This is a genomic window from Chryseobacterium sp. FR054 (assembly GCF_056844565.1).
Genome location: NZ_JBXDSA010000001.1, coordinates 743,092 through 762,923, shown reverse-complemented (window position 1 = coordinate 762,923; position 19,832 = coordinate 743,092). Strand labels below are relative to the sequence as shown.

Annotated in this window: 10 protein-coding genes; 7 read left to right on the top strand and 3 right to left on the bottom strand. The window is 40.4% G+C overall.

Annotated elements, in window-relative coordinates; genetic code table 11:
- Positions 1–290: 290 nt before the first annotated feature.
- The 3 genes from AC106S_RS03780 to AC106S_RS03770 all read right to left on the bottom strand — a co-directional run bounded on the left by AC106S_RS03780 (position 291) and on the right by AC106S_RS03770 (position 2,672).
- Complete coding sequence (locus AC106S_RS03780) at positions 291–584, bottom strand: hypothetical protein (RefSeq protein ID WP_482437800.1); 294 nt, start codon at positions 582–584, stop codon at positions 291–293.
- A 249-nt stretch (positions 585–833) separates the two neighbouring features.
- Complete coding sequence (gene recF, locus AC106S_RS03775; protein ID WP_482437799.1) at positions 834–1,913, bottom strand: DNA replication/repair protein RecF; 1,080 nt, start codon at positions 1,911–1,913, stop codon at positions 834–836.
- A gap of 3 nt (positions 1,914–1,916) precedes the next feature.
- Positions 1,917–2,672 carry a UbiA prenyltransferase family protein gene (locus AC106S_RS03770; protein WP_482437798.1) on the bottom strand — a complete coding sequence of 252 codons (756 nt, stop codon included), beginning with the start codon at positions 2,670–2,672 and terminating at the stop codon, positions 1,917–1,919.
- Positions 2,673–2,690: 18 nt separating this feature from the next.
- On the opposite strand from AC106S_RS03770, the gene AC106S_RS03765 reads away from it, so the two are divergent.
- From AC106S_RS03765 to AC106S_RS03735, 7 genes are all read left to right on the top strand, one after another.
- Positions 2,691–8,588, top strand: coding sequence for an alpha-2-macroglobulin family protein (locus tag AC106S_RS03765; RefSeq protein WP_482437797.1), 5,898 nt, complete (start codon positions 2,691–2,693; stop codon positions 8,586–8,588).
- 10 nt (positions 8,589–8,598) lie between these two features.
- Positions 8,599–14,466, top strand: a complete 5,868-nt coding sequence (locus AC106S_RS03760; protein WP_482437796.1) for an alpha-2-macroglobulin family protein — start codon at positions 8,599–8,601, stop codon at positions 14,464–14,466.
- A gap of 44 nt (positions 14,467–14,510) precedes the next feature.
- On the top strand, positions 14,511–14,999 hold the full coding sequence (locus tag AC106S_RS03755; protein WP_482437795.1) for an ecotin family protein: 489 nt from the start codon (positions 14,511–14,513) through the stop codon (positions 14,997–14,999).
- Positions 15,000–15,619: 620 nt separating this feature from the next.
- Entirely contained in the window at positions 15,620–17,029 is a 1,410-nt protein-coding gene (locus AC106S_RS03750; RefSeq protein WP_482437794.1) for a TolC family protein, read from the top strand.
- Between the two features lie 19 nt (positions 17,030–17,048).
- Complete coding sequence (locus AC106S_RS03745) at positions 17,049–18,005, top strand: HlyD family secretion protein (RefSeq protein WP_482437793.1); 957 nt, start codon at positions 17,049–17,051, stop codon at positions 18,003–18,005.
- A 1-nt stretch (position 18,006) separates the two neighbouring features.
- Positions 18,007–19,188, top strand: coding sequence for an ABC transporter permease (locus AC106S_RS03740; protein ID WP_482437792.1), 1,182 nt, complete (start codon positions 18,007–18,009; stop codon positions 19,186–19,188).
- A 177-nt stretch (positions 19,189–19,365) separates the two neighbouring features.
- Complete coding sequence (locus tag AC106S_RS03735) at positions 19,366–19,821, top strand: DUF1569 domain-containing protein (RefSeq protein ID WP_482437791.1); 456 nt, start codon at positions 19,366–19,368, stop codon at positions 19,819–19,821.
- Positions 19,822–19,832 lie beyond the last annotated feature (11 nt).

The window sequence follows — 19,832 nt, the reverse complement described above, 5'->3', positions numbered from 1 at the left end:
TCTTTATGGCAAGTCGGTTCCTAAAAACTTTAGCCGGTCGGTTTACAATTGAACTGGGAAGGGATTTAGCGAACATCATCTTAATAATATAAAAGCTTTTTTCAAAGTTTTTCCGGTTTGGAACACAGTGCGTACTGAATAGGCCGGACTCATGTACAGAAGGCTCTGAACATCGGATTCAATACATGATACAAAAAAATCAGGGTTATCTGTACGGGCTTCGGGAATAAAATAGCCGCAGTAATGCTCAATTTACGGGATTCGGTAAAAATAGCTGCCGGAAAAAAATCCTATAAAATCTTAAGGTCATTAAACTTTTCCTCCCCAAACTTATCCTGAAACTTTTTCAGATAAAAACTTTTTCTCATCTGAAAATCATGCCTGAGCAGGGGAGAGGCTATTGTAATCATCACGCATTTCTCTTCAATATTGACGCTTCGGATTTCGCTGAAAAGACTTTTGTCCAGATAATCTTCCAGGAAATCTTTGATCTCAAAGGCTACAAGCTTGTCTTCAAAACCATAGATCCTTGCAAAAGATTTCACAAGTTCCGACGACTGGTATTCACGTTTTTTCTTCTTCATATTATTTTCTCTCTAAATATTCAGTACTTAATCCCTTGCTTTTAAAAAACGTTTCCAGTTCGGGATAAAGATACTCGCAGGTTTCGATAAGTTCCGGCATCTTCTTCGGAGAAGATTCAATTCCTGAACATTCAAAACAAATTTCGAATTGGGCAAAAATCTCATCATTCTTATCAGCCTTCTTCTTTTTCTTCTGTCCAAAAGAAAATATAAAAAATACTGAAAATATCAGGATGAAGACTTTTGATGTCATATCTCAAAAATAATGCTTTCTTCATTAATTTTCTTCACCACACTTTCCGTTCTTTCCCTGTGGGTATCCGTAATAAAAATCTGCCCGAAACTTTCCTTATTAACGAGTTCTATTAACTGGGAAACCCTGGTGTCATCCAGCTTATCAAAAATATCATCAAGCAAAAGAATGGGAGTTTTTTTGGTAAGTTCTTTTACCAGGCTCATCTGGGCCAGCTTCAGAGAAATAAGGAAAGATTTCTGCTGTCCCTGCGAACCGATTTTTTTTATCAGAACATCGTCCATTTCAAAAAGAAGATCGTCTTTGTGAACACCTTTTGAGGTATAGGTAAGCATCCTGTCTTTTTCAAGGCTTTCCTTTAAAAGCTCCTCAAATGAATTCTCAAGAAGATGGGATTCGTAAATAACCGAAACGGTTTCTTTTCCTCCCGAAATAATCTGGTAAAAATTCTGTACAATAGGATTCAGCTGTTCTACAAACTCCTTTCTTTTCTTAAAGATTTTAGTTCCGTGCCGGGTGATCGGGTCGTCATAGATTTCCAGTGAATCTTTGTCCCAGGTTCTGTTTTTGGCGAAATATTTAAGCAGGGCATTTCTCTGCTGCACCGTTTTCTGATACTGGATCAGGTCAAAAAGATACCCCGAATCGGTCTGGGAGATCATAGAATCCAGAAACTTTCTGCGGCTTTCCCCCGAATCAGAAATCAGATTGGAATCATAAGGGGAGATCATCACGCTGGGCAGGTATCCGATGTGATCTGCAAGCCTGTCATAGCTCTTATCATTCTTTTTAATGATCTTTTTAGCTTCTTTGGGCTGGGAAATTCTGATGATGTCTTCACTTTCTTCATTCAGAATCTCGGCATCGATGGTAAAAAAATCTTCCTCCTGTTTAATATTGTTGGCATCTGTATTGCCTAAAAAACTTTTTCCTACCGACAGATAATGCAGGGCATCCAGAATATTGGTTTTTCCGGCACCGTTGTTCCCTACAAAACAGTTGATCTGTGGTGAGAACTCAAATTTCTTCTCCGAATGGTTTTTGAAATTGTAAAGAGAAAGTTTCCTGATAATCATTCGTCAAAAATACTCCATTATTAGTAAAAATAAAAAAGGAAGTGCGGAACAGGTTTCCACTCCGAAAGAAAAATAAGCGTCATCTCTTTTATTTTCAGCAAAATAAATAAAAAAATAAGATACAGCGCCCGATAGAAAAAATACACCTGCATACAGAGGTTTAAGGTAAAAAACCGCAATCAGACAGCTGATAAATACAAGGACGTAGGCAATATACTTCGTATTCTGAACTCCGATTATCTGGGGAAAGGTTTTTACCGTGTCTACCTCCATATCCCGGATATCAAAAGGAAGAACCAGAGCCGTTATAAAAAAGAAACTGATCAGGAATATAGGCAGGCTGAACTCGGGAAGGGTGAGCCAGCAATTCATCAGCGCCCATACCAGCCCTACATAAAAAACCTTCAGAAGCGGAATTCTGCGGATATAAACATCCAGGAAAAAACTGTTGTAAAGCAGCCCCAGCACAACAATGACAAACCATTTCAGAAGCCTTATTTCATTATGATTATGGATGATCAGAAAAGCACAGATAATCCCTGTGATCGCATTTAATACCACAATTTTAAAGAAATAACGGGTATACTGGTATTTGGTATAAAGATAACCGCTGAAATAAGTGATAAAGATCAGAAACACAGACGGAAAACGGAATGTGTTTTGCTCCATCATAAAAAATACTGCAAAAAGAGTTCCCATCAGAGAAACATAGAGCTGGCTGTCTATAATGTATTTTTTCAGTACTTTTAAAGCATTCATTTATCAAAATTAATACCTATGAAAATCATCTCCAAATGTGTTCTGCTCTTTTTGGGTTTTTCGTGCATATTTTTTCATGCACAGAAGTTTTATGAAGAACAGTGGAAGAAAATTGCAGAAAGCTATAAAGACGGAACGTTCAAATCCAACCTGCCCCTTATTCTTGAAATCCAGAATAAAGCCGTGGAAGAGAATAATACAACGGAAATGATCAGATCCCTGAAGGCCGAATTTGCAGTATACAAAGCCACCCACGACGATCCGAAGAACGACTACGCCTCCGTTTTCTTTTCCAAGATCAGCAATATGGAAAAAAGACTGAAAAATGAAGACCTGCTTTTTTTCAAAGTATTGGAAATAGAATTCTTTGAAAATTATTATAACCTTAAAAAGTGGGAGATTCTTAGCCGGACGAACGTTGCGAAAGGAGATATTTCAGAAATAGAATCCTGGACGAAGCTTGATTTCAAAAACTTTTACCTGAAGAGACTCGCAGAACTCACCGCAGTGGATGATAAACTCCGGAAAATATATATTGAGAAATACAAAGAAGCCTTTGAAAATGAACGCGATTTTCAGTTCTTTCCCTCTCTTTACGACTGGAAGGTTAAAAAAAATATTGATTTCCTGAACAACAGTGATATATTCACCAAAGATGAATTAAAAGAGAATCAGGCTGTTGTTACTGCTTTATATCAGAATCTGATTGATTTTAATACCGGTAATTCTAAATTATACTTCCAGCATCAGAAACTGATCTACGAAAACAATATCAGAAAAGATGAAAAATTTCTGGAAAAACAGATGGTACTGGTGAATTCTCCCATAAAAGGAGATTACAAGATTCTGATCGTAAAAAATATAGTGGGGGAACTCAGCGGTCAGTCGAAGTATATTCAGGCCGTAGAGCTGATTGATAAAATAAAAAAAGAATATCCCGGTTCAAAATTTCTGAGCAATATCACCCGGCAGGAAAACCAGATAAAAGCGGCTTCCCTTACCCTTTTCCTTGAAACTCATAATGAACCCGGAAAACCATTCCAGATGGTTGCTGATCATAAAAATGCAGACCGTTTTATTCTTAAAATTTATCAGGTCAATAATGTGAAAAACCAGCTGGAGCAACTGGGATATTTAGGCTATGGCGGGAGGTATATTCAGGAAGATGAATATAAAAAAATAGATAAAACCCTTTTCAGAACAGATACCTTTACACTTCCCAATAAAAAAGACTATCTCGGGTACAGTACAGCCCTTGAGATGAAAGGGCTCCCGAAAGGAATATATATCGGAGAGTATGCCAACGGAGAAGAGGTCTCAAAAGTCATGTTTATTATCACCTCTTCTATGATTATTTATGATGAAAAAAAAGACCATATTCTGGTTGACCGTGCGAATGGAAAATTAAAACCCAATACCCGGCTTTTTAAATTTAATTTCAGAAACTATTCCGGAATTGATGAAACCCAGCTGATGATCGATACGGATAATCTGGCCAGATTCCCTTCCGAAAAATCAGACTATTATCGTTCCTCCCGTTACCTGATCTATGATCCGGCAACTAATGATTATAATTTGGTAGAGGGAGCATATCTCTCAAGTTCTTATAAGGATTATTATCCGCATACCCAGCTTTTTCTGGACAGGCAGATCTTCAGACCAGGGCAGACCGTCTATTTTAAAGCCATATCCACCTTTACAGATGAAGAAAAAACAATAGAAAAAGTTGTTACAAGCAATGAACAGACGGTAACCTTGTATGATGCCAACAGCCAGGTGGTCAGTACCCAAAAGTTCAGTACCAACGCATTTGGATCATACAGCGGAAGCTTTGTGCTGCCAAAAGACAGACTGAACGGGCAGTTCAGGCTTGCAGTCTACGCTTATCATAACGGAAGATATATTAATGATTATAAATATTTTTCTGTGGAAGAATATAAGCGTCCCAAATTTGAGATCACTTTTGACACCATTAAAAAAGATTATAAGTACGGTGAAACCATTGAGCTGAGAGGGAGAGCAGTTACTTTCTCCGGAATTCCATTGAGTAATACCAGCGTTAATTATGAAATTAAAAAAGAGAATATCCGTCAAAGGTATTTCTGGTGGTATCCGTACGAGAGTTACAACAATGAAAATTCAATTCTGGGAAAGGCGGAAACGGATGACAAAGGAGAATTTGTTATTAAAATTGATCTTAAAAAAGACGAAAACACGGAAGGGATACAGGTTCATAACTATAAAATAAAAACATCTGCAACAGACATCAATGGCGAAACCCAGTTCGCAGAAACCGATGTGAAAGTGGCTTCGGTTTCCCATTATTTAAAAACCGATGAAATAAAAGAAACTTTTGCAGAAGATGAGCTGAAGATAAAGGTAAAAGCCTTCAACTATAACGATGTATCCTTAAATAAAAGTTACAGGGTAAAACTTATTCAGCTGAAACAGCCGGAACGCGTTCTGAGAAGCAATTTTGAAAATAAGGTTCAGACCCTGCCGGGAATATCCGGAAAAGAGTTTCTGAAAAAATTCCCGCATGACCGTTATGACCAGTCTGAAAACCGTAAAAATTGGAAAGCCCTTAAAACCCTTATAGACGGAACAAAAGATGATAAAGAACTGAATTTAGGGAGACTTGATCCCGGAGATTACAGGCTTCTTGTATATAATATTGAAGGCAGAGACACCATAAAAACAGAACAGGATTTTGAGGTATGGAGCCAAAAGAAATTGGGGAAAAATCAGTATCCGTTTTTAAAAGTTATAGGCCCGAAAGATAAGGTGATGAGAGGTTCTCAGGTGGTAGTTTATGCCTATTCTGCGATTCCCGGAGCATCTGTAAATATCTACTTTCAGGACGGACAGGGAAAAAAGACAATGGAAAGACAGAAACTGACCAACGGAATATTGGCGTACACTTTCCCTGTTTCCCGTGAAAAAAATATCACAAAATATAATGTTCAGTTTGTCTTGGCTCAGTATAATGATGTACAGAATCAATATGCGCAGATCAGTATCAAAGAGGAAGAAGATCCTTTGAAAATTGAACTGACCACTTTCAGGGATAAAGTAGAGCCCGATTCAAAAGAAAAATGGAGCGTTAAGATATCAGGAAAGAATAACGAAAAAGTGATTGCCGAAGTGCTGGCCAACATGTATGATAAATCGTTGGATAAATTTGTTCCCAATACCTATAATTTTATAAAATATTACAGACCCGTAAATACTATTCAGGATTATAATATCAGAAATCTGACACAAACCCTGGAATGGTATCAGAAAGTAGATTATCTGGAGACCAGAGGGGTTTATATTCCTAAATTTAACTGGTTTGAAGAAGATGTATTCTTTAAGCTGATGTTAAAATACGGGTTGATTACTGATACGGATGGCGATGGAATTGATGATATGAATGATGCCTGTCCTACCGTTCCGGGAGTAGCTTCTTATAACGGTTGCCCGCCTAACCGGAATGCAGTGATGGAGGTGACAAGCCGTTCTGACCGTGAAAAAGATCGCTTTGACGGTGATGATGAAATGCGTGCCTCTGATAAAAAGGACACAGCACCGGAAGAAAAAAATAAAGAAGACCTAAATGGGGTGAAAGCCCGTCAGAATCTTAACGAAACCGCATTTTTCTACCCCAATCTGAAAACCGATGCCAGTGGAAACGTAAGCTTTGAATTTACAACACCGGAAGCCCTTACCAAATGGAAGCTGATGTTCCTTGCCCACACCATAGATCTTAGAACAGCTATTCTGGAAAAAGATATCATCACCCGGAAAAAACTGTCCGTGAATCCGAATTATCCCCGGTTCCTGAGAGAAGGGGATGAGCTGAACTTCCAGACGAAAATTTCCAACCTTACAGACAGAAACATGTCCGGGGCAGCTTCCCTGCAGATCCTCAACGCGGAAACCAATGAAGATATTTCAAAACTGTTCGGAATCACTTCAGTACAGGATTTCGAGGTAAAAGATACCGGAAATTCCGTGGTCAGCTGGAAAATTAAGACACCGTTCAATAAAGCGACATCCATCATCATCAAAGTGGTAGCGAAAGCAGGAGAATATTCAGATGGAGAACAGATCCCGGTGGCCGTACTCTCCAACAGAATGATGGTTACCGATGCCGTTCCTGTCTTTGTAAAAGAAGGCCAGACCAAAACATTTACCCTTCAGAACCTTAAAAATAATACCTCTTCCACCATTGAAAATATCAGCAATACCCTTGAACTGAAAACAAACCCGGTTTGGGAAATCCTTTTTGCTCTGCCGGATCTGAGCCAGAACCTCAATATCACCTCTGATGCCATATTCAATACCTGGTTTGCAGACATCGTGGGAACCGAGATCTTCAAAGCCAATCCCAGGATGAAAGCCGTTTTCGATGAATATAAAAGTGCAGACCTCCTGAAAAGTAATCTTGAGAAAAACCAGGAACTTAAGCAGGTACTGCTGGAAGAAACCCCGTGGGTACTGGATGCACAGTCTGAAACGGAAACCATGAACAGGATTTCAAGGCTTTTTGAAGTCAATGCCATGAAAGCATCCATTAACAGCGACTGGAAACTTCTTTTACAGTACCAGAACGGAGACGGAGGATTCCCGTGGCTGCCGGGATTTAGGAGCTCATACGTTTCATCATTATATATCCTTAGAAATCTCGGAAAAATGAATGAATGGCTGAAAGGGGGAATAAATCAGTATCAGTCGGGACAGGCGGATATGGTTTCTGCTCTTATCCATTATATTGACAGAGAACTGGAAAACCACTGGAAAGAAAATGAAAACACCCCGTGGAGTAATTTTGCGCTGGATTATCTGGATTCAAGACGCTATTGGGAAAAAGAATATCCGCTGCAGGGAATAGGGGCCAGTCTGAAACAGAACATTATCACCCGTGCAGATAAATTTAAAATTACAGACTTCACTTTCTTTGGTCTTCACAGAGCAGCGCTGATTTATGACAGTTACGGGCTGAAAAATACCTCTAAAAAGCTGATTAAATACCTCAAAGAAACCTCTGTTTCTTCAGAGACACAGGGCGCTTACTGGAAGCAGAACCTTAACGACTGGGGCTGGTATGAATCTAAAGCTGTAAATCACACCGGAGCCATAGAAGCATTCAGTAAAGTAACACCGGAAGATGTTAACTTCATTGAAGAATCCAAAGTCTGGCTGGCTACCCAGAAAGAAACCAATTCATGGGGAAATTCCAGAACAACCGCCGAAATTATTTATACGCTGATGAACTCCGGAAAATCCTGGACAACTCCGGAAGCAGACAAAGCTACTGCAACCTGGGGCGGAAAAGAAGTGATTCCGCAAACCAAAACAACAGGTTATCTGAAGCAGACCATCCATTCCGATAAAGTCGATAAAAAGCTGGCTGAGGTCACCGTAACAAAATCCGGCCCGGGAATTGCACAAGGTGGATTGTTCTGGCAGTATTACGAGAACCTGGAAAATATAAAATCCACAGAAACTTATCTTTCCATGACAAGAGAATATTATAAAAAGATAAAGACCACAAACGGCGAAGAGCTGGTTAAAATTACAGACAGCAGTCCGCTCACCGTAGGAGACCGCATTACCGTGAGGATGATCCTTAATACAGACCGTCCGATGCAGTATATCCACCTGAAAGACATGAGGGCTGCCGGGCTTGAACCGGTGGATGTGCTTTCAGGCTATCAGTACAAAAATAATCTGGGGTATTATCAGGCGACTAAAGATGCCTCTACCAACTTTTATATTTACTACATGCCGAAAGGTAAATATGTATTTGAATATGATCTGGTATGTAATGCTTCAGGAAGCTTCTCCAGCGGTTTTGCCGCTTTGCAGAACTATTATGCCCCTCAGATGAATGCCAGAACCAAAGGAGACAAAATAGAAATCAGAAAATAACGTATAACAGATGAAAAATGTCAGACTATTAATGATGTTGCTGTGTTTTAGCTTTTACCCTAAAATGCAGGCGCAGGAGTATTACGACGGACAATGGAAAAAGATTACCGATAACGGCACCAGAGGAGCCTACAAATCCAATCTTCCCATTATTTTAGACATACAAAACCAGGCCATGAAAGATAATAATGTACTTCAGCTGATCCGTTCCCTGAAAGCGGAATTCAGTATCGTAAACCGCACCGTGGACGACGATCAGAATAATGCTGTCTCTCAGTTTTTTAAAAAGCTTCAGACCACAGAAGCTAAACTCAAAGGAGAAGAGCAGCTGGTATTCAGGGTGCTGATGAATAATTTCTTTCAGGATTATTACAGACAGAACTCCTGGAAGATCAATGGCAGAACCAGCATCAATTCCCAGGACCTCTCACAGATAGAGACCTGGAGTAAGCTGGATTTTAAAAATTATCTCTCCGGAAGCTATCAGGAACTGGACAGCCGTAAGCAGGAAATGAAAAAGATTGCCCTGCGGAAATACCAGGATATGTTAACAGAAACTACGGATATCGCTTACTTTCCAACCCTTCTTGATTGGTATTCTGTAAAAAAAGTAGCATTTCTTTCAGAAAACGGCCTTTTTACAAAAAATGAACTTGTAGAAAACAGAATCGCGATCAATGCCGTTTTTGATGAGCTTATTGCGCAGAACAACGGAAATTCCAGGCTGTATTTTATGAGGGAAAAACTGACGGAAAACTGTGAGTACAGCCGCTGTAAAGATAAGCCTGAACAGCTTCAGAACCTTTTGAAATCCGGAACGGAAGGAGATTACAAGGTGGTGATCATGGAAGATCTCATGAGTGAGCTTATTGCTGAAAAGAAAGTAAAAGAAGCTTTGGCTGTTGCAGACCAGGCGAAAAAACAGTACCCGAAATCGCCCTTCCTGGAAAACATCAAAAATAAAGAGAACCAGATTACCAATCCGTTGCTTACGATCAGATATGAGCAGCAGACTCAGAGTAATCTGCCGGTTCACATAGTTGCAGAACATAAAAACGTATCAGGGTTTTCTCTGGATATTTACGAGGTGAAAGAAGATTTTCTTCCATTCATGCAGTATATACAGAGCAGTTACGGCAATACATTCGGAAAGATTAAAAAAGATCTGATAAGAAAGGAAACGTTTAAGCTTACAGATGCCGGAGATTATCAGAGCCACAAAACTTCCCTGGAGATCAAACCTCTTCCGGCAGGAGTGTATGTAGCAGAATATACAGTGGCAGGTTCGGATGATAAAAACAGTGATTCCAGACAGCATTTCTACTTCCTGGTTTCCGGAAACAGGGTGATCTATCAGAATAAAACGGACCGAAATCAGCTTTCCAACGAAATGAAACTGGTAAACAGTGAGAATGGGAAACCTGCTGCGAATGAAGGGCTTACTTTTTATGAGTTTGTTTCCGGTAAAACACTGAATAAAATAGATGGAAAAACCAACGAAAACGGGGTTTTCAAATTTCCGTCCACTGCCGGCAACGCCTATTACAGAACATTCCTCATCCGCCAGCCGAAGACCAATGATTTCCAGATCATGCAGATCTACGGAAACAGCGGAACAGCTGAAGAATCTGATCCGAATAAACAACCGCGTGTCCAGGCCCAGATCTTTACCGACAGAGCCATTTACAGACCGGGGCAGATCGTGTATTTTAAAGTGATCAATACAAAAACTGATAAGGAAATTGAATCCGTAACAGCAGGTCTGAAACAGAAAATTACCCTGCAGGATGCCAACGGCCAGGATGTTTCCTCACAGGATTTTACCACCAACGAATTTGGTTCCTACCACGGCAGTTTTACCCTTCCGAAAGGTCAGCTGAACGGTATTTTCTATCTGAGAACAGACGCAGGCTCTCAGGGCTATAAAGATTTCAGGGTGGAAGAATACAAAAGACCGAAGTTTGAAGTGACCTTCGATCCTGTAAAAGACGAATATAAATACGGACAGACCATAGAACTGAAAGGAAAAGCGATGATGTTCTCCGGAGTAGCTTTAAGCAATACCACAGTAAATTATGAGATCAAAAAGCATAATATCCGGTGGAGGTATTTCTGGTGGTACCCGCATGACAACGATAATGAGAACTCTATTCTGGGAGAGGCAAAAACTAATGAGAAAGGTGAATTTGTGATCCGCCTGGACCTTAAAAAAGATGAAACCCTGGAAGGAATTCAGATTGATAATTACGAGATCAATGCTTCCGTAACAGACATCAATGGAGAGACCCAGTCGGCAGACACTCAGCTGAAAGTAGCCTCGGTTTCCCACTACATAAAAGCAGATGAGCTTAAAAATGCCTTTACCGGTGAAAATGTAAAACTGAAAGTAGAAACCCGAAACTACAACGAACAGGATCTGAAAAAATCTTATCAGGTTAAGCTTTCCAGACTGGCCGCTCCGGACAGGATTTTCAGAGAAAATTTCCAGTCTGCGGTTCAGGATCTTCCGAACTTTTCAAAAGAAGAATTTATCAGCAGGTTTCCTCATGATCTTTTCGATAAAAATGATGAGATTAAAAACTGGAAAACTGAAAAAATAATCTTTGAAAGACAACAGCAGCCATCGGCAGAACTGGATTTAGGAAAACTGGATGCAGGAGATTACCAGCTGGAACTGTACAATATAGAAGGAAAAGATACCATAAAATCCTCACAGAACTTCAGTATCTGGGATAAAGGAGCCTTAAAACCTTCACAGAAAACCTTCCTGAGCGTTATTGAACCTAAAAATGAATTCTTACGGGGAGAAAAGGCGAAAATATATGTATACTCTGCAGTGCCGGATGCCCTGGTAAATGTCTTTGTACAGGACGGTACCGGAAAAACCGTTTCAGAAACCCATAAACTGAAAAAAGGAATATTGGAATATACCACGGAGATTCCGAAAGATAAAAAAATTTCTGCACTGAATCTTCAGTTCCAGCTGGTGGCCTTCAATGATGTGCAGACCCGGTCTGTCGCCCTGAAAATTAAAGATTCCGAACAGCCTCTGAAAATAGAAACGGTAACCTTCAGAGATAAGCTTGAACCGGGTTCCAAAGAAAAATGGAGTGTAAAAGTTTCCGGTAATGACAGAGAAAAAATAAATGCTGAGGTACTGGCCAATATGTATGATATGTCACTGGATCAGTTTGCAGCCAACACTTTCAACTGGCAGAAGCTTTATATGCCTTATGTCATTATCACGTCATATGAAATCGGAGACTATCTGCAGCAGGCCTATTATCAGAAAAGATTAGCATACTATAACGGAAAGTATGTGCAGGTTCCTGGCTTTAACTGGTTTGATAATGACATCTATGGCTATGGTGTGGCAGGAGATAGTAAAAGACTGGCCCGTAGTAAAATGGCTCCGGCTCCGGCTGCTGTTTCGAAAAATATTGATGAGGTGGTGATGGCAGGATATGTTAGCAAGCCGGAGAACGTACAGGTTCAGGCAGCAGATACCGGTGGTGCGTTAGATGTTGAGAATCAGGCTGTGAAATCAGAAGACCTTGAAAAAGTTCCTCTACGCCAGAATCTGAACGAAACAGCCTTCTTCTACCCGGATCTGAAAACCGATGCAGAAGGAAACGTAAGCTTTGAGTTTACCTCTCCGGAAGCCCTTACAAAATGGAAGCTGATGTTTTTAGCTCACACCAGAGACGCAAGAGCAGCTGTTCTGGAAAAGCAGGTCGTGACCCAGAAAGAGTTCTCTGTAACCCCTAATTATCCAAGATTCCTGAGAGAAGGCGATGAGCTGAATCTTCAATCCAAATTGTCGAACCTTACCGATAAAAAATTAAACGGCTCGGCAGAATTACAGATTCTGGATGCATTCACCAATGAAAATATCACTTCAAAATTCGGAATCAATGCAGGAGTTCAGAACTTTAATTTGAACGAAAACGGAAACAGCGCCCTGACCTGGAAGCTGAAGGTCCCGGATAATGTTTCGTCCGTCATCATGAAGGTGGTTGCTAAAGCCGGAGCATACTCGGATGGAGAGCAGCAGGCAGTAGCAGTGCTTCCGAACAGAATGCTGGTTACAGATGCAGTTCCGGTTTTTGTAAAAGAAGGAGAGACCAAAACTTTTGTTCTGGATCACCTTAAAAATATAAACTCAACAACAGTTTCCAATGTTTCCAATACACTGGAGCTGACGGCCAACCCGATCTGGGAGATCATGTTTGCATTGCCGGCTCTGAAAAATGACCAGAATAATTCTGCCGATGTGATCTTCAACAAATGGTTTGCAGATGTTTTGGCTGCTGAGATCTTCAGGGCCAATCCGAAAATGAAAACCGTTTTTGAAGAGTATCAGAACAAAGGACTGCTGAACTCAAACCTGGAGAAGAACCAGGAACTGAAACAGCTTTTACTGGAAGAAACCCCGTGGGTACTGGAAAGTAAAAACGAAGCCGAGCAGATGCAGAAACTGGCATTGCTGTTTGATGTCAATATGATGAGAAATTCCATCAGCCAGAGCTGGGAAGATTTCAGAAAACTGCAGAACCCGGACGGCGGATTCTCCTGGTATTCAGGGTATCCGAGTTCATACGGAACCTCTTTATACATTCTTAAAAACTTAGGAAAGATCAATTCATGGCTGAAAGGCAATGTTAAAGACTATCAGGGAACAGAACAGAAAGAACTTGTGGCAAAACTGGTTCAGTACGTTGATCATGAAGTGGGCAAATACTGGGAGGTGAAAAAAGATAACGTATGGAGCAACTGGGCAATGGATTACCTTGATACCCGCAACTACTGGGAGCAGCAATATCCTTTAAAAGGAAAAGGAGCCACCCTGAAATCATTGGTAAAACAAAAAGCAAAAACAGCGAAGATTACCGATTTTACCTTCTTCGGACTTCACCGTGCCGCATTGCTGATGAATGATTACGGTCTGAAAGACGTGTCGGATAAACTCATGAATTATCTTAAAGAAACGTCCACAGATACCAAAACACAGGGCGTTTACTGGAAGCAGAACCTGAACGACTGGGGCTGGTTCGGATCGAAAGTTGTGAATCATGCCGGAGCCCTGGAAGCATTCAATAAACTGAAAGCCAATGACCAGAAGTTTATTGAAGATATGAAGATCTGGCTCGTAACCCAGAAAGAAGTGAATTCGTGGGGCAGTTCAAGAGGCACCTCAGAAGTGATCTTCACGATCCTGAACTCAGGAAAATCCTGGACCGGTGCTGAAAGTGATAAAGCCACCATAGTTTGGGGTGGGAAAGAGCTTACCCCTCAGACCCAGGCAACGGGATATGTGAAATCTACCGTAAAAACAGATGCCGTAGACAAAAACCTGGCAACCGTTACCATTACCAAACCGGGGCCGGGCATTGTTCAGGGAGGACTGTTCTGGCAGTATTACGAAGATCTGGATAAGATAAAATCTTCTGAAAGCTATATCTCTGTGACCAAAGAACTGTACAAAAAGGTAAAAACAGTTAATGGAGAAGAACTTCAGAAAATTTCTTCCGGAACTCCGCTGAAAGTAGGAGATAAGGTAACCGTAAGAATGATCCTGAATACAGACCGCACCATGGAATTTATCCATATCAGGGATATGCGTGCTGCCGGATTTGAGCCCGTAGATGTATTGTCAGGATACCAGTGGAAAAATAATTTAGGATATTATCAGTCCACCAAAGATGCCTCAACCAATTTCTATATCCAATACATGCCGAAAGGGAAGTATGTATTTGAATATGATGTGGTTGCCAATGCTTCAGGAAAGTTCTCCAATGGGATTACCACGATGCAGAATTACTATGCTCCGCAGATGAATTCACACACAAAAGGAACATCCGTTTCTATTTTGGAATGATTTTTGGCTATGGGGTAGTAGTAAAATTTTAAAATAAAAACAAAATGAGATTTTCAAAAACTTTAATTACAGGATTGGTAATGCTTGCAGGGGTAAACGCTTTCGCACAAAAGAAGGCCGAAAAGTTTGAGAAGCTGGAAATTGAAATGTTCCCAAAAGCTAAAGAAGGATACAAACAGGTATACATTCAGCTGCCTGTTGCAAAAAATGAAGCCGACTTAAAAGTGGAATTCTTTGTAGGGGCTGAAAAAATGCTCGACTGTAACAACTATTTCCTGATGGGAAATGTGAAAACCCAGGATCTTCAGGGATGGGGCTACAACTATTATGAAGTGGAATCTAACGGAGAAGCGGCAGGAACGTTAATGGGCTGTCTTAATAAGAAGCTGACGAAAAAATTTGTTACCCTTCAGCCGGAGGTTGTAAGATACAACAGCAAGCTGCCTTTGGTATTCTATGTACCAAAAGATCTGGAAGTACGTTACAGAGTTTTACGTCCTGATGCCAAAATGAAAACCGCTGTTCAGAAATAATCTGAAAAGCAGTACATAAAAATACTCCCCGCAGAAATGTGGGGAGTATTTATTTTATAGCCGTTATCAAAAAAGATCTGCGCCATCTGCGGGAGAAAAATATTCACAAACATCTGTGAAATCCATGCAATCCGTGAGAACCTAAAAAATAACCTTCTCATGGATCTGAATAATTTCATGTTGGAAAACGCAACAGGCGCAAGGTTTTGAATTATTATACCGTTTTTAAGGCGCTGGAAAATCAAATATTTTTGGCAGGTTTTCAATTCATTGGATAACCATTTTTTAGTCTCGCAGATTGTGCAGATTATGCAGATTTTATCAGTGCTAAAAAGGAAACTTATCCCCCCGCTTCATCGAATCAACGAAGTTGATTGCCATCTTAGCTCCCTTAAAAATCAACATTGCCTATACATCAGTCTTTGCTTTTCCAAAACTAAAAATAATTTTTTTTCATTTAAAACACCTTTCAAATTAAAGTTAAACAATTACCCTATTGTTATGTTAAATAGGGAATTAACATTAAACGTATTTTAAACTTATTTTAAATTCACTTGTTTTTGATGTATATATTTAATGAATTAACATTTTTTGCATTATATTTGTTATAAACATAAACCATGAAAAACAATTTATTGATTTTTACGTTTAGTTTTCTGGCTTTCCCCGCTTTGGGCTGGGCACAGTCTGCCCCTGATTTTAAGGAGCTGCTGGACAGCGCTATGGTTCGCGATTCCGATCTCAAAATGCAGATCACTCAGAATAAGCTCACCGATCTTGATGAACACAAACTGAAAGACATCTTTCTTCCTACCCTGGAAGTGAGCGGGCAGGTGGGATACCTTAATGCAACCACAAGACTTACATCGCCGGAAATAAATCTCAGACCTTTCATCAACATCCCGGAAGGAAGCTTCAATAACAACCTCAACATATCCGGTTTCTCAGGAATCGCCAAAGCCGAAGCTAAAATGCTTCTCTACTCAGGCGGTAAAGTGAAATACATGAAAAAAGCGGTTGAGGAAAAGAAAATATCCGAAGATATTCTTTTAGAAAAAACAAAAGATGATGTGGTTGCCGGTATTTCCAAAGCCTATGACCAGCTGGCGCTTATCCACCAGTCTAAAAGAGTATTGGATGAAAGCAAAAAAAGACTGGATATCAATAGAAAAACAGCAGACAAAGCTTTAGGTTACGGCCTGATCACACCTTATGATCACAAAAAAATAGAACTGGCCCAGGCAACACTGAATGCTAAAATGGTAGAATACGAAGGGAAAAAAGAACTTCTTCTTACCCAGCTTTATATTCTTACCGGGATCAGCAGAGACCGCCTCAGAATGATAGATCCGGTACTTTCTCCGGTAGACCTTCTTTCTCCTGAAAAAGGAATTGAACAGAGAGCAGAGATCAGAGCCCTGGAGCATGGAATTTCCGCAGCAGATTACAAAATCAAAGCAGAAAGAACCTGGATGATTCCGAAAGTTCAGCTGATGGCTTCAGCATATTATATCGGTCTGTACGGAAGCCGTATTAAAACCTCTGAAAACATCATTCCTGCTATCCCGGAGATTGGATATGGCGGAGCAAAACTGGACTGGAGACCCAATAATATCAATGTTCTTCCCTTACTCACAGCCGGAGTAGGCTTTAAGTGGGAAATTTTTGACGGAAAAGAAGGAAAGCATGCTGAAGAAACTGCAAAGATTGGAAAAGAAGTTCTCCAGAACAAAAAAGAAGATGCTGTGAAGAAACTCACCCTGAACCTGGCCAATAACCAAACCAATTACGATATAGCCACTGCGCAGATCGAACTGAAAGCAAAAGAAAAAGAACTGGCAAAAAATGCATTGGTACAGGCAGAAAAAGAATTCAGATACGGAATGAGCAAATCTTCCCAGCTCATTGATGCTGAAAATGATCTTGAAGCCGCCGAACTTGAATATCAGAACGCTGTTTTCAACCAGAGAAGAGCCGGAATCGAACTCATGAGATCCACCCAGGAACTGGATGTAGCTAAACTTTATTAACCCCCTTACCATTAAAACCATGCATAAAAATATACCCATACTCTTTGCGGCTTTTTTCCTTCTGGGGAGCTGTGGTGAAAAAAAAGAAAACCTTAATGATTCCGAAGGGAAAACCAAAAAGGAGGTCATCTCCTTTGCACCGAAAGTAACCGGAAGAATTGTAAAAATATACGTTACCGAAGGGCAGACTGTAAAAAAAGGAGATACCCTTGCACAGCTTGATGTACCGGAAGTTTCAGCAAAAATAGCCCAGGCACAGGGAGCTGTAAGTGCAGCCACGGCCCAGGAGCAGATGGCCAGGAACGGAGCCACTGCCGACCAGCTGAGGCAGCTTCAGGCCAAATATAAAGGCTTAAAAGAGCAGTATGAATTTGCTCAGAAATCTTTCAGAAGAGCCAACAATATGTTCCGCGACAGCTTAATGTCTCCACAGGCACATGATGAAGTGTATGCAAAACTTCAGGGAGCAAAAGCACAGTATGACGCTGTGGTTGCTGAACTGGATGATGTAAAAAGAGGAACCCGCATCGAAAAAGTGGAAATGGCAGCAGGACAGGCATCACAGGCAAAAGGAGCGCTTCAGGAAGCCAATGTAGCCTATTCTGAAAGATACGTAATCGCCACCAACGATATGGAGATTGAAACCATCAGCCTGAATACAGGAGAACTGGCAACCGCAGGTTTTGCTTTATTCAACGGCTATATTCCGGAAAGTACCTATTTCAGATTTACCGTTCCCGAAAGTGCTATTGCAAAATATAAAAAAGGGCAGGAAGTCAGTATGCAGGTCGTATACAACAAAGAAAACCTTACAGGGAATATTGTATACATCAAACAGCTGACAAGATATGCGGATATTACAACCGCTTATCCGGATTATCAGCTTCAGGATGCTGTATATGAGATCAAAGTAAAACCAAAAGATATGAATAAGGCTAAAAATATTTTAGTCAATGCTAATGTTATTCTGAAATAAGATGAAAGAATTTTTCCGGCTTTTAAAACGTGAATTCAGGCTTTTTATAGGTAATTCTACCTTAAGGACCGTATTTTTTCTGGCCCCGGTATTTTATGCCACCCTGTTAGGATTCGTCTACAAAAGCGGAAAAGTTGAAAATACACCCGTATTGGTCATCGATAGAGATAATACCCCTCTGTCAAGCCAGTTAACCGATATGCTGGATGACAATAAAAGCATAAAAATCATCAGGTACGTTCAGGAACCTCTGAGCATGAAAGACGAAGTGATCCGGCACGAAGCCGCTGCTGTGGTCGTTATTCCTTCCAGATTTGAAGCGGATATGCTTCAGAAAAAGTATCCCGAACTCAATGTATACATCAATACCGGAAATGTTCTTACCGCAAACTTTGCTTCCAAAGCATTACAGCTTACCATAGGAACATTCTCGGCCGGAGCATCCATAAAAGCTTTACAGAAAGCCGGAATGCCTGCCACCAGAGCAGCCACCCAGTACGAACCTTTCAAAGCCAATTATATCACCCTTTTCAATACCACCGGAAACTACCTTATTTTCATGTGGCCCGCTATGCTGGCAGTTGTTCTGCAGCAGGTGATCCTCCTTGCAATGGCAGTAAGCTTTGCTGCCGAGTTTGAAAGAGGTTCTTTTGTAAAAGAATACCTTAAAATGAAAAAATGGGCTTTCCCGACCATGCTGATTAAAGTGATTCCAATCTGGATATTTTCCATTCTTATTGTCGGGATTTATTACTTTATGCACATGATATTCCGCGTTCCGATGCCGGAAGGAATACTCAGTTTTATTCTTCTGACAGCTGTTTTTGTAGGCTCTGTTTCCTTTTTGGGTGTGTTTATCAGTATCCTGATTCCCGATGCGCTGAAAGCTACACAGATCCTGATGGTAATTGCTTCACCCGCATTTATTATCAGTGGATTTACCTGGCCGTTGAGTGCGATGCCCGCTTTTGTACAGTTTATTGCGAATATTATCCCGCTTACCCCTTTCCTTCAGGCTTTTAAGATCCTGCTGATACAGAAAGGCTCTGTGGAACTCACTTATCCTTACTTAAAGCATCTGAGCATTCTTCTTGCCGTATATGCTGTTATAGGCTGGATTGCTTTGAAGATCAAACTATGGTTTATTTTTAAAAAGGCCGCCCCGCAGCAGATAGAAGAGTAGGAAGTTAAGTCTTATACATCAGTTTTCTGTTGACAGCCTGTTCTGTTTAAATATTTAAAGCCGTTAGTGATTTTCAGCAGTTAATTTTCAGTTAAAAACAATCGACAACTTTTTATTACCCTATCCAATCAAAAGAAAAAACTGATATATTTGCTTTCAGATAATTTAGACAAAACTATGGAAAATGTATTTGATGCAAAAGATGCTCAGAACTATATAGATAGAATAAACAGATTGGTTGAGGATACCCACGGTTTATGGGGGAAAATGACAGTAGATCAGATGCTGGCGCACTGCAGCATATCCTATGAAATGGTATACGAACCTGAAAAACATAAAAAGCCGGGAGCTATTGCCAAATTTATCCTGAAGACCTTTGTAAAACCTAAAGTGGTAGGAGAGAAGGCATACCCGAGAGATTCCCCTACGGCTCCGCAGTTTCTGATCTCCGGAAGAAAAAATTTTGAAGAAGAAAAGAAAAGGCTGATCGGATTTATTCAGAAAACACAACAGCTGGGTCCTGATGCTTTTGATGGCAAGGAATCTTTTTCTTTTGGAAAACTGACTTCTCAGGAATGGAACAATATGTTTGCCAAGCATCTGAACCATCATCTTTCCCAGTTCGGAGTTTAAACCCTGCACAT